This window comes from Paraburkholderia tropica (assembly GCF_014171495.1).
In the GTDB taxonomy this organism is placed as follows: Bacteria; Pseudomonadota; Gammaproteobacteria; order Burkholderiales; family Burkholderiaceae; genus Paraburkholderia; species Paraburkholderia tropica.
Map to the genome: position 1 here is coordinate 576,238 of NZ_CP049136.1, position 11,476 is coordinate 587,713.

The window sequence follows — 11,476 nt, forward strand, 5'->3', positions numbered from 1 at the left end:
CGCTCAGTGATGACTCCATACCGGCAGTTCGCGCGGCATCATGCCGGCGTCCTGCTGATCGCGCTCCGATGAGGCGTTCTCATAGCGCGCGCTGCGCTCGTTCGCGGCGCGCGCGAGCCACCACCTGGCCTCGCGGCTCGATGCGTCGATCGCCAGCGCGCGCGCCGCGTCGTGACGCACGCAGCCCCACTGGCCTGCGCGCCCGCAGCGGTGCGCGTAGGCGAGCAAGGTGTCGCGATCCTGCTCGCGGGTCGTCAGTTCGGCGCGCATGCGCTGGGCGGCGTCGTTGTCGGGCTGCGCGGCCAGCGCGCGGGCGAGCGCGGCGTGCGCCGCCGCGAGGCGGTTCTGGTCGAGGTACGCGCGCGCGCTGGCGAGATTGGCGGTCACGTCGGACCGCGCGCCCGCTGCCGATTTCGATGCCGGCGACGTCCGCGCACCGGTGGCGGCCGCGGAGGTCGACGTGATCGGCGGCTTGCTGCCGGACCGCGGCGCAGGCACCGCTGTGGCAGCCGCGGCGGTGGCGGCGGCCACAGCCGGCTGTGCGCCGGAACCCGCGTCGGCGGCCGGCGACCGTCCGATTACCGCGCCCTCGGCCACCTGCGCCGCGGAAGCCCGCGCGCCGTCGTCGCCGCGGTGGCCGATCAGAAACGCTGCCAGCACCGCGAGCGCCGTCAGGCTCGCGCACGCCACGAGCGGCACGCGCTTGCGACGCGCGAAATCGGCTTCATCGTGTGATTCGTATTCAAACGTCCGGATCGGAGTTTCGACGCCCGGCATGCGGGCGGGCGCGACGCGCGCGCCCGCATGCCGTGTCGGCGATAGTGCGGTCGACGCGGCCACGCCAGGCGGTGCAAGCGCGCCCGTCGCACCCATTGCCACCGACGACAACGTTTGCGCGCCGCCTTTGCGCGTCTGCACAACCGGCGCAGCCAGTCTATTCACGCCGCATCGCGGGCAGAAAATCAATGGCGCGTGAAAGGCGGCGCCGCAGCGCTCGCACTGCTCGCCTTGCTGAACGGCGGTGTCGCTTCGACCAGGTTCGCTGAACATGGGAAGTACTAAACGATGGAAGGAGGATCGTCGAAAATCGCCTGAACGCCCGTCGCCAAAAGGGGCCGCCTCAATATGGGCCACTTCGTGGGCAAGATCAATCGGAGGATTCCGCCAGCGTGGCGGATACAGACAGGCCGCTGGCGCGAGAAGCCGGGCGCGCAGGCACAGAGAAGCGCGCGTGGCCGCAATGCCGGACAAACCCACTCGGGTATTTAGAGGCAAAGTCTCAAAAAACAGACGCTGATAAGCCGCAAACCCCGTCGCTACGAATGCGCGTCATTTTGCCGCCCGCGACCCATCAGTCCCTGGTGTGACAATGCTCGAAACGAACCAAGGAGTCATCCGATGCTGTCACCCGCCGCGGTATCCGACATCGTTGTACGTCGTATCGGACGTACCCCTACGGCGCCCGCCGTTTCGGCATCCGCACGATGCTCGGGATGTGCGATGCGCCACCTTTGCGTGCCCCAAGGCATGGCATCGGACGACATGCCCAAACTCGAAGCGGTCATCTGCAGCGCGCGCCGTGTGCGCCGCGGCGAGTCGCTCTACCGTTCGGGCGAGCGTTTCGACAATCTCTACGCCGTGCGCTCCGGCTCGCTCAAGACCACCATCGTCCATCGCGACGGCCGCGAGCAGATCACCGGCCTGCGCCTCGCGGGCGAAGCGCTCGGTCTCGACGGCATCGCCACTGACGTGCATGCGTTCAGCGCGGTGGCGCTCGAAGACAGCTCGATCTGCATCATTCCCTACGACGCACTCAAGACGCTGTGCCGCGAAGTCGGCACGATGCAGGATCGCATGAACCGCCTGATGGGCGATCAGTTCAACCGCGAAGCCTCGCAGATGATGGTGCTCGGTTCGCTCTCCGCCGAGGAGCGCGTGGCGGCTTTCCTGCTCGACGTGTCCGATCGCAACGCGCAGCGCGGCTACTCGCACGCCGAATTCCATCTGCGCATGTCGCGCGAAGATATGGGCAGCTATCTCGGCATCACGCTCGAAACGGTGAGCCGGATTCTGTCTCGTTTCCAGAAGCGCGGTCTGATCGAAACGCAGGGCAAGTTCATTCGTATCGACGACCTCGAAGGTCTGCGCGCGCTTTAAGCTTCCCGCCCGGCGTTCACTGGTTCGCGGCGCGCCGCTGCCGATAGTGAATCTGCGCGGGCACGCGCAGCGACTCGGGCGCGGCCTTGCCTTCGAGCAGCGAGAACACGCAGCGCAGGCTGTGCTCGGCGAGTTGCCCGCTGTCCTGCACGATGGCGTCGATCTGCAACGGCAGGCAGTCGAGCAACTGATGATCGTCGAAGGTCATCAGGCGGCCCGGCGCCTGCGCGAGCCGGTGCGCTTCGTTAATAAACTCCAGCACGCCTTCCAGCAGCGTGATCGAGCCCGCGAACAGCGCCTCGGGATAGCGGCCGTGCGTCTCGAACCACGCCTTCATCAGCGCATAGCCCGACTCGCGCTGATAGTCGCGCTGGAACACCCAGTCGTCCTGTTCGGCCACGCCTTGCGTCGCGAGCGCGTGCCGGTAGCCCGCCAGACGGTCGCGGCTCGCCGACAGTTCGGGCTGGCCGCCGAAATACACCACTTCGCGCGCGCCTTTCGCGAGCGCTTCGCCCACCAGCGTCGCCACGGTTTCGGCCGCGTCGGTCACAACGTAAGGAATCGTGCTGGTTTCCACGCGGCGGTCGGCGAACACCAGCGGCAGACGCTTGACCCATTGCTCGTAGCGCGGCGCATCGGCCGTGCACGGCACCACCACCACGCCGTCCACCTGATGCGAAACCAGATGCGCGATGCCTTCGGTCTCGCGCACGGGGTCTTCGTCGCTCGTCACGATCACGAGCTGATAGCGATACTGCTCGCGGCACTGCGATTCGAGCGCCTGCGCGAGCGCGGCGTGCGCGGAGTTGGTCAGGTCGGGAATCACGAGGCCGAGCGTGTTGCTGCGCCGCGAACGCAGCGCGCGCGCCGACTGCGACGGCGTGAAATGATGATCCCGCGCCACCTGGAGCACGCGCTCGACGGTAGCCGCCGAAATGCGGTAACGCTCGGCGTTGCCGTTCAGCACCATGCTGGCCGTGGTGCGCGAGACTTCCGCAAGGCGGGCGATGTCGTCGATGGTCAGACGCTCGAACTGGGACACGCGGGCTTCCTGCTGGCTTGTGGGTGAAATCGATACGGCGGCGCGCTTTACAACGTCTGCGTGAAAAGCACCGGCGCGGCGCGCGTGAGAGAACGGCGTGAAAGATGCGCCCCGATCGTGTCGGGGCGCATGAGACGCAACGGGCGCGGGTCTTCGCGCCAGATGGTACTACGGAAAATTACTGCTTGTAGAGATTCAGCGGCACCGGAATGAACTTGTCGACCGGCTGGCCGTCGACGAGCTTCTTCGCGGTCTGCACGCCGTACTGGCCGATCAGTTCCGGCTGCTGCTGCACGGTCGCGGCCATCTGGCCGGCCTTCACGGCGGCGATCGCGTCGTCGGTGGCGTCGAAGCCCACCACGGCCACGTCCTTCAGGCCCGCCGCCTGCAGCGCCTTGACCGCGCCCAGCGCCATTTCGTCGTTCTGCGCGAACACGCCCTGGATGTCCTTGTTGCTCTGGATGATGTTTTCCATCACCGAGAGACCCTTCGCGCGGTCGAAGTCGGCCGGCTGCTTCGTGGCGATCTTCACGCCGCCCTTCGCGGCGATCTCGTCGTCGAAGCCCGCGCCGCGCTCGTTGGCCGCCGAGGAACCCGGAATGCCTTGCAGCTCGACGATATTGCCCTTGCCGCCCAGTTTCTCGACGAGGAAGTCGGCCGCCATCTTGCCGCCGGCCTTGTTGTCCGAGGCGATATGCGAGCTGACTTCAGCGCCGTTCACGCTACGGTCGAGCGAGATCACCTTGATGCCCTTGCTGGTCGCTTCCTTGACCACGTTCGCCACCGCCGACGAATCGGTCGGGTTGATCAGGATGACATTGACCTTCTTCTCGATCAGGTCTTCGACGCTCGCCTGCTGCTTCGCGGGGTCGTTCTGCGCATCGACGGTGATGAGGTTCACGCCGTCTTTCTTCGCTTCGTCCTCGGCGCCCTTTTTGAGCGAGACGAAGAACGGATTGTTCAGCGTGGAGATCGACAGACCGATCGTGACCGCGCCGCCCGAGGCAGGCGCCGCCGCCGATGCGCCGCTCGCGCCCGCGTCGGACGAACCCGACGAGCCCGGACCTTCCTTCGAGCAGGCCGCGAGGCCCAGCGCGAGCGAACCGGCGACGAGCGCTGCAAAGAGTTTCGAGAACGTCGGCGATTTCATGGTGGTGTTCGATTGCTGCATAGTCATCCTCCTCGTATTTATGTGTGGAGTTGCATCGATGGTGATTCGGTTAATCAGGATTGCTTTGCAATTACAACGCTGCGCTTACGACTTCTTGTTACCGCGATCGATCAGCACGGCGAGCAGGATCACGCCGCCCTTGATGACCTGCTGATAGAACGACGACACGTCGAGCAGATTCAGGCCGTTGTTCAGCACGCCGATCAGCAGCGCGCCCACGAGCGTGCCGAAGATCCAGCCGCGCCCGCCCGTGAGGCTCGTGCCGCCCAGCACCACGGCGGCGATCGCGTCGAGCTCGTAGCCCGTGCCCGCCGTCGGCTGCGCCGAGTTCAGGCGCGACGTAAGGACCACGCCCGCGAGCGCCGACATCACGCCGGAGATCGTGTACACCCACAGTTGAATGCGATCGACCTTCACGCCCGAGAGCTTGGCCGATTCCGCGTTGCCGCCGGTCGCGTAGACATGGCGGCCGAACACGGTCTTGCGCAGCAGCACCCAGAACACGCCGAACATCACGAGCATCAGCACGACGGGAATCGGAATCAGACGCGCGACATAACCGCCGCCGAGCAGCGAGAAGAAGTCGCTGTTGAAGCTGCTGATCGGGCTGCCGTTCGAGACCACCAGCGCGAGACCGCGCAACACCGTCATCGAGCCGAGCGTGGCGATGAACGGCGCCACCTTGCCCTTGCTGATGACGAGGCCGTTGGCGAGACCCATCAGGCCGCCCGCCGCGAGGCCCGCGACGGTCGCGACCAGCGCATTGGTGCCCGAACTGAGGAGCGTCGCGATGATCACCGACGACAGCGCCAGCACCGAGCCCGCCGAAAGATCGATGCCGCCGAGCAGAATCACGAGCGTCATGCCGAACGCGATCAGCGCGTTGATCGACGCCTGCCGCATCACGTTGAGCAGGTTGTCGACCGTGAGGAAGTCGCGGCTCACGATCGACAATGCGACCGCTATGATCAGCAGCGCGATAAAAGGTCCGAGCTTTTGCAGCGTCGCCTTGCTGCTGGGAGTCATCGTCAGTTGCGCCATGTCGAATCTCGCGAATGTGCTGTAGAGGTGCTGTGTTTGAAGTGCGCGGCCTGGACTCAGGCCGCCGCTTGCGGCGCGTCGTGCTGCGCCGCATGGCCGCCTGCCGCGGCCGTCATGATCTGTTCCTGGGTGGCGCTCGCCGCCTCGAAAATGCCGGCCTGACGACCCTGGTGCATCACGAGAATGCGGTCGCTCATCGCCAGCACCTCGGGCAGTTCGGACGACACCATCACGATCGCCACGCCCTGCTCCGCGAGCTGGTTGACGATCGTGTAGATCTCGGCCTTGCCGCCCACGTCCACGCCGCGCGTGGGTTCGTCGAGCAGCAGCACCTTGGGCGGCTTCGCGAGCCACTTGGCGAACACCACCTTCTGCTGGTTGCCGCCGGAGAGCGACTTCACGTCGAGTTCCGCGTCGCGCGTGCGCACGCGCAACTGCTTGATGAGGCCGTTGACCGCGCTGCGTTCGGCCTTGTCGTTGACGAAGCCGAGCTTCGCGTAACGGTCCAGATGCACGAGCGTCGCGTTCTCGCGCACCGACATGCCGAGCACGAGACCTTGCCGCTTGCGGTCTTCCGTGACGAAGCCGATGCCCGCCGCAATCGCACTCGAGGCGTCGCGCACGTCGAGCGGCTTGCCGTCGAGCTTCACGGTGCCCGCGCGCTTGCGGTTCGCGCCAAACAGCGTGCGCAGAATCTCGCTGCGGCCCGCGCCCATCAGCCCCGCGATGCCGAGCACTTCGCCCGCGCGCACCTCGAAGCTCACGCCTTCGATATGGCCGTCGTCGGCGAGATTCTCGACCTGCATGCGCACGTCGCCCGGCGTGTGATTGCGCTTCGGAAAACGCTCGCCGAGTTCACGGCCCACCATCAGTCGCACGATCTCGTCGAAATTGGTGTCGGGAATCGCGCGCTCGCCCACGAAGTGGCCGTCGCGCAGCACGCTGATCTTGTCGCAGATACGGAAGATTTCTTCCATGCGGTGCGAGACGTAGACAATCGCCACGCCGCGCGCCTTCAGTTGCTGCATGATCTCGAACAGCGTGTCGATTTCGCGGTTCGTGAGCGCGGCGGTGGGCTCGTCCATGATCAGCACCTGCGCGTTCAGCGAGAGCGCCTTGGCGATTTCCACGAGCTGCTGCTGGCCGATCGACAGCGTGCCTGCCTCGGTTTGCGGATCGATGCGCTGCGCGCCGACCATGTCGAGCCACGTGCGCGCCTGCTTGCGCATCGCGGCGGTATCGACCATGCCGAAACGGCTCGGCTCGCGGCCGAGAAACAGGTTCTCCATCACCGTGAGCTGCGGAATCAGATTCAGCTCCTGGTGGATGATGGCGATGCCCGCGCGTTCGGCGTCCACGGTGCTGCGGATCTGCACGGCTTGACCGTCGATCAGCACGGCGCCCGCGTCGGCCTGATACACGCCGCTCAGAATCTTCATGAGCGTCGATTTACCGGCGCCGTTCTCGCCCATCAGCGCGTGAATCTCACCCGCCTCGATGTGGAAATCGACGCCTTCGAGCACCCGCACGGGGCCGAACGCCTTGCCGATGCCCTGCATCTTCACTTGCATCATCGACCTCCTAGAAGATCACGCCCGAATGCAGGATCACATTCGCGTAAGGGCTGCATTCGCCGGTGCGGATCACCGCTTTCGCTGCACGGCAGCGGCGCTTGAATTCTTCGTGCGGCACTTCTTCGATGACGACCTGCGCAGCAGCCAGCTCGCGCTCGCGTGCGACCACGGCGGCGTTATGCGTCTGCGCCTCGCTCGCGAACACCGCGCGCTCGGCCTTGAAGTCGGCGAGCACGCTGTCGAGCACGTCGAAGAAGCCCGGCACGCCGAGCGACATCGACAGGTCGATGCATTCGACGCCCTCGGGGATCGGCAGACCGCAATCGGCGATCACGAGGCTGTCGGTATGGCCCATGCCGGCCAGCACGCGCGCGATGTCGCGATTCAAATGTCCGTGTTTTTTCATCGCGTATTACGCCTGCTGTTTCAAGAGTGCTTCGAGTTCGGCGAGCGTGGGCATGCCGCCCTGCGCGCCCGCACGCGTGACGGAGAGCGCGCCCGCCGCGTTCGCGCGGCGCACGGCTTCACTCATGCCCAGATGCCAGAAGGCCGCCAGCGCGCCGTTGAAGGTGTCGCCCGCGCCGGTGCTGTCGACCGCTTCGACGGTGAACCCCGGCTGATGCGCGAGCGTGCCGTCGGCCTGCGTGAAGTACGCGCCTTCCTTGCCGTGCGTCATCGCAATGCGGCCCGGACGGCTTGCCAGCGTGCGCGCCCAGTCGGCTTCGGGCTGCTGCAGCGCGGCCGCGAGTTCGTGTTCGTTGGGCGTGAGCAGCGTGGCCAGTTCGACGAGTTCGTCGCTGAGCGCCACGGCGGGCGCGGGATTCAGGAAGAACGGCTTGCCGTGCTCGCGCGCGCGGCGCGCGGCGTGGATCACGGTCGCCATCGGCACTTCGAGTTGCGCGAGCACGACGTCGGCCTGTGCGAAGGCGTCGCTCGCCGCGTCGATATGCGCAGGCGTGAGTTCGTCATTCGCGCCCGGCACGACGATGATCGCGTTGTCGCCGCCCGACACCGTGATCGAGGCGATGCCGGTGGCCTCGCGGCCGGTACTCACATGGCGGATGTCCACGCCTTCGCGCGCGAGCGTCGCCTTCATCTCGTTGCCGAACGCGTCGTCGCCCACGCAACCGATCATCGTCACGTCGGCGCCCAGACGTGCCGCAGCCACCGCCTGGTTCGCGCCCTTGCCACCGGGATGTGTCGAGAAACGCGTGCCGAACAGCGTCTCGCCCAGGCGGGGAAACGTCTCGGTCGCGACGACCATGTCCATGTTGATACTGCCCACCACTACGACGCGCGCCATGGCACTCCTTTCGACGGCTTTCGGCGCGTTATCCGCGCCTGCGATTTTTCACCGTGCTAAAACGTAATCAGCTTGGGAGCGCATTTATAGCAGAGTTCTGGCGGACGAGAAATAGCCCCAGGGTAATACCGGATAGGTTGTCCGAAATGAGGGAACGGACGCGCGCAATATGGAGAAAAACTACATGATTTAAGTAGAAAAACTACGCGCGCTCGATGCAAATCGAACGCGCGCGAATACTGCTTTGATAATCCGGATTGCTGATTATTTTTCGATGTTTTCCAACACCCTTATTGCGGAATCAGACGACCGAGCGGCGCGAGCGGACCCACCGGCGTGAGATCGAACGTCATCAACCCGTTTTCGACCAGCGGCAGCGTGTCGAGCGAAGCCTTGGCCTCTTCCACGGTCGCGGCGTTCATCAGGAAGATCACACCGGGCGTGTCGTGACGAAACCAGAACTGGTCGATCTTGCCGTCGAGATAGAGTTGAAGCGTGTGCGGCACTTCCTTCGGCATGATGCGTTGCTGCTCTTCATCGGTGAGCGGCTTGACGATCGTTCCGACTGCGAAAACCTTCATGGGAAATCTCCTGTATTCGAGCGTCGTTGCGACGTGCAACGGAGATCACTGTAGCGTTGCGGCCGGAAAAGCAGTATCGTCGCAAATGACAACTTTAGGGTCATTTACGCCATGCGCATCGCCGTGCTCGCCCTCGACGGACTCTTCGATACCGGACTCGCCGTGGTGCTCGACACGCTGCGGGCCGCCAACAATCTCGGCGCGCGCGTGACGCGCGGCGCGCCGCGTTTCGAGGTGAGCGTGGTGGGCATGCGCAAGCGCGTGCGTTCGGGCCACGGCTTCACGATTCCGGTGCAGCCGATCACGGCCGACCTGAAGCCCGACTGGGTGGTCGTGCCCGCGCTCGCGGCCGTCACGCCCGAGACCCTGCTGCCGGCGCTTGCGCGCGCGGACGTGCGCGACGCCCAGGCGCAGTTGCGTGCGTGGCGCGATCAAGGCGTGTTCGTGGCGGCGTCTTGCATCGGCACCTTCGTGCTGGCCGAAGCGGGTTTGCTCGACGATCGCGACGCCACCACCACCTGGTCGCTCGCGCCGCTGTTCCGGCAGCGCTATCCGCGCGTGCGGCTCGACGAAACGCGCATGCTCGTGGCCACCGACGCGGGCGCGACGGCGGGCGCGGCGATGGGCCATCTCGACCTCGCGCTATGGCTGGTCCGCAAGCAGAGTCCCGAACTCGCGACGGTGGTGTCGCGCTATCTGCTCGCCGATATCCGCAGCTCGCAGGCGCCGTACATCATCCCCAATCATCTCGCGCAGGCCGACCCGCTGATTCAGCGCTTCGAGCAATGGTCGCGCACGCACCTCAAGCGCGGCTTCTCATTGCAGGAAGCCGCCGGCGCGCTGGCCACGAGCCCGCGTTCGCTGCAACGGCGTTGTCAGGAAGTGCTGGGGAAATCGCCGCTGGCGTACTTTCAGGATCTGCGCGTCGAGCGCGCGCAATCGCTGCTGCACGGCAGCGGTATGGACATCGACGCGATTGCCGCCGAAGTGGGCTACGAAGATGGGGCGACGCTGCGCACGTTATTGCGTCAGCGTCTCGGGCGCGGCGTGCGCGATCTGCGCGCCGCGCTGCGTTGAATCGATACGAATAAAAGCGGCGGCGCCGTTTATACCGTCGATGGCGAATCAGCCTTCGACAGTTGCCGCCGACGAAGCGAGCGGCACGATCGACGGCAGCGCGCTCGCCATCACCTTGTCGCGGCCCGCGGCTTTCGCGCGATAGAGATTTTCGTCGGCAGCCCTAAGCGGATCGACAGCGAATTCATCGCCGAAATCGCTGGTGAACGCACCGATCGACACCGTCACGCGCTTCGCCTGCGTGCGCGCGCGAATGTCGAGACTGCGCACGGCCACGCGCATCGCTTCGCCAATCGCAATGGCCGCGTCGCGCGCGCAACCGGGCAACAGCACCACGAATTCTTCGCCGCCGTAGCGGCACACGGCGTCGTCCGTGCGCCGCAAACAGGCTTGCAGCGCATCGGCGATCAAACGCAGACAGACGTCGCCCGCACCGTGCCCGTAGGCGTCGTTGTATTGCTTGAAGTGATCGACGTCGACCATCAGCACCGAAAGCGGACTCGCGCGATGACGCGCGGAAAGATGTTCGCGCGCATACGCGGCGTCGAACCAGCCGCGGTTGTAGAGGCCCGTCAAGGCGTCGCGATTCGCTTTCTGTTCGAGATCCTCGTTCATCTTCGCGAGCCGCGAATAGAGCATCGCGATCTCGACCAGCAACGCGGCCAGCAATGCCGACGACGCGATCATCGACGCCCCGCGCGCGCCATACCAGCCGATCGTGTAGCGCGCCGAACCGGCGAGCGTGAGGACGACATCGGCGAAAAAGGCGAGCAGCGCAATCGTCAGCCAGATGTCGAGCACCGTGCGCAGACGGCCCGAGACGAGTTGCGCGATGAGGGCCGCCACGCTCACGAACACGACCAGCGCCGTGACGGGGCTGTGCTGAAGCGCGGCATACGAGCCGTCGCGGATCAGCGCGGGCAGCCAGTCGCTCGCGCGCACCGCGACGAGACAACCGAGCGCGCTGGCGCCGAGCGCGAGCCACACGAGCGAACGTGCGTGCGGAAGGCGCAGCGCCGCCTTCTTGCCCGCGAGACGGCGCAGCGTGAAGCCGATCAGCACGATCGCCGGAAAGCCGCCGTGCCAGAGCACCCAGACCCACACTGCCGTCTGCTTGCCGGCGCCCAGCAGGCCGGTAGGCGAGAACACGCCGGGGAAAATCAGCAATTGCACCGCGCAGGTCAGGCTGCTGAACGCGTACGCCGCCGACAAGGCCGCGTCGAGCGGCGACTTGCCCATGCGGTAACGCACCCACATCAGCAGCGCAGTAATCGATTCGGTCACCACGACCGCCGTGCAAAAAACAGGCACGAAAGGCAGACACGCCGGCAAAGGCGTGGCCGCGCGCGGCAGAATCGCCGCGACCAGCAGTCCGATGCACAGCGCCATGCCCACGGCAATCCAGCGATGCAGGCGCGTCGGACGCCGAGAAGTGATCAACTTATTCATTCTTTTTACAAACGGCTTGCGAAAGGAAGCGCGGCGCAGGTCTTGATTCGACACCTGGATAACGACCGCCGCACCGCGCAC

Annotated in this window: 11 protein-coding genes; 2 read left to right on the plus strand and 9 right to left on the minus strand. The window is 65.6% G+C overall.

Annotated elements, in window-relative coordinates; all coding sequences use genetic code 11:
* Positions 1-3: 3 nt before the first annotated feature.
* Positions 4-1,251 (minus strand): hypothetical protein, encoded by a 1,248-nt coding sequence (locus tag G5S35_RS26165; RefSeq protein WP_183039936.1) that lies wholly within the window; start codon positions 1,249-1,251, stop codon positions 4-6.
* 249 nt (positions 1,252-1,500) lie between these two features.
* Between G5S35_RS26165 and G5S35_RS26170 the strand changes: the two genes are divergently transcribed.
* Complete coding sequence (locus tag G5S35_RS26170; RefSeq protein ID WP_065060868.1) at positions 1,501-2,157, plus strand: helix-turn-helix domain-containing protein; 657 nt, start codon at positions 1,501-1,503, stop codon at positions 2,155-2,157.
* 16 nt (positions 2,158-2,173) lie between these two features.
* On the opposite strand, the gene G5S35_RS26175 is transcribed toward G5S35_RS26170, so the two are convergent.
* The 7 genes from G5S35_RS26175 to G5S35_RS26205 all read right to left on the minus strand — a co-directional run bounded on the left by G5S35_RS26175 (position 2,174) and on the right by G5S35_RS26205 (position 8,869).
* On the minus strand, positions 2,174-3,199 hold the full coding sequence (locus tag G5S35_RS26175) for a substrate-binding domain-containing protein (RefSeq protein WP_074981991.1): 1,026 nt from the start codon (positions 3,197-3,199) through the stop codon (positions 2,174-2,176).
* Between the two features lie 178 nt (positions 3,200-3,377).
* Positions 3,378-4,370, minus strand: a complete 993-nt coding sequence (gene rbsB / locus G5S35_RS26180; protein ID WP_065060870.1) for a ribose ABC transporter substrate-binding protein RbsB — start codon at positions 4,368-4,370, stop codon at positions 3,378-3,380.
* An 84-nt stretch (positions 4,371-4,454) separates the two neighbouring features.
* Positions 4,455-5,411: an ABC transporter permease gene (locus tag G5S35_RS26185; RefSeq protein ID WP_074981989.1), complete on the minus strand. Its 957-nt coding sequence runs from the start codon at positions 5,409-5,411 to the stop codon at positions 4,455-4,457.
* 56 nt (positions 5,412-5,467) lie between these two features.
* The gene (locus G5S35_RS26190; protein ID WP_269453903.1) at positions 5,468-6,985 is read right to left on the minus strand and encodes a sugar ABC transporter ATP-binding protein; all 1,518 of its coding nucleotides are present in this window, start codon (positions 6,983-6,985) and stop codon (positions 5,468-5,470) included.
* Between the two features lie 7 nt (positions 6,986-6,992).
* Positions 6,993-7,391, minus strand: a complete 399-nt coding sequence (gene rbsD / locus G5S35_RS26195) for a D-ribose pyranase (protein WP_065060872.1) — start codon at positions 7,389-7,391, stop codon at positions 6,993-6,995.
* Positions 7,392-7,397: 6 nt separating this feature from the next.
* A complete protein-coding gene (rbsK, locus tag G5S35_RS26200; protein WP_183039937.1) occupies positions 7,398-8,288 on the minus strand; it encodes a ribokinase in 891 nt (296 codons plus the stop codon).
* A 290-nt stretch (positions 8,289-8,578) separates the two neighbouring features.
* The gene (locus tag G5S35_RS26205; RefSeq protein ID WP_065060874.1) at positions 8,579-8,869 is read right to left on the minus strand and encodes a hypothetical protein; all 291 of its coding nucleotides are present in this window, start codon (positions 8,867-8,869) and stop codon (positions 8,579-8,581) included.
* Between the two features lie 111 nt (positions 8,870-8,980).
* Here G5S35_RS26205 and G5S35_RS26210 point away from each other — a divergent pair, with 111 nt between their 5' ends.
* The gene (locus tag G5S35_RS26210; RefSeq protein WP_183039938.1) at positions 8,981-9,946 is read left to right on the plus strand and encodes a GlxA family transcriptional regulator; all 966 of its coding nucleotides are present in this window, start codon (positions 8,981-8,983) and stop codon (positions 9,944-9,946) included.
* Between the two features lie 48 nt (positions 9,947-9,994).
* On the opposite strand, the gene G5S35_RS26215 is transcribed toward G5S35_RS26210, so the two are convergent.
* Entirely contained in the window at positions 9,995-11,395 is a 1,401-nt protein-coding gene (locus tag G5S35_RS26215; protein WP_065060876.1) for a sensor domain-containing diguanylate cyclase, read from the minus strand.
* Between the last annotated feature and the right edge of the window lie 81 nt (positions 11,396-11,476).

Bases quoted from the DNA above. Each gene is read 5' to 3' on its own strand.
- G5S35_RS26170 (WP_065060868.1), top strand. From the start codon at position 1,501: ATGCGCCACCTTTGCGTGCCCCAAGGCATGGCATCGGACGACATGCCC.
- rbsB (WP_065060870.1), bottom strand. From the start codon at position 4,370: ATGCAGCAATCGAACACCACCATGAAATCGCCGACGTTCTCGAAACTC.
- G5S35_RS26185 (WP_074981989.1), bottom strand. From the start codon at position 5,411: ATGGCGCAACTGACGATGACTCCCAGCAGCAAGGCGACGCTGCAAAAG.
- G5S35_RS26190 (WP_269453903.1), bottom strand. From the start codon at position 6,985: ATGATGCAAGTGAAGATGCAGGGCATCGGCAAGGCGTTCGGCCCCGTG.
- rbsD (WP_065060872.1), bottom strand. From the start codon at position 7,391: ATGAAAAAACACGGACATTTGAATCGCGACATCGCGCGCGTGCTGGCC.
- rbsK (WP_183039937.1), bottom strand. From the start codon at position 8,288: ATGGCGCGCGTCGTAGTGGTGGGCAGTATCAACATGGACATGGTCGTC.
- G5S35_RS26205 (WP_065060874.1), bottom strand. From the start codon at position 8,869: ATGAAGGTTTTCGCAGTCGGAACGATCGTCAAGCCGCTCACCGATGAA.
- G5S35_RS26210 (WP_183039938.1), top strand. From the start codon at position 8,981: ATGCGCATCGCCGTGCTCGCCCTCGACGGACTCTTCGATACCGGACTC.
- G5S35_RS26215 (WP_065060876.1), bottom strand. From the start codon at position 11,395: ATGAATAAGTTGATCACTTCTCGGCGTCCGACGCGCCTGCATCGCTGG.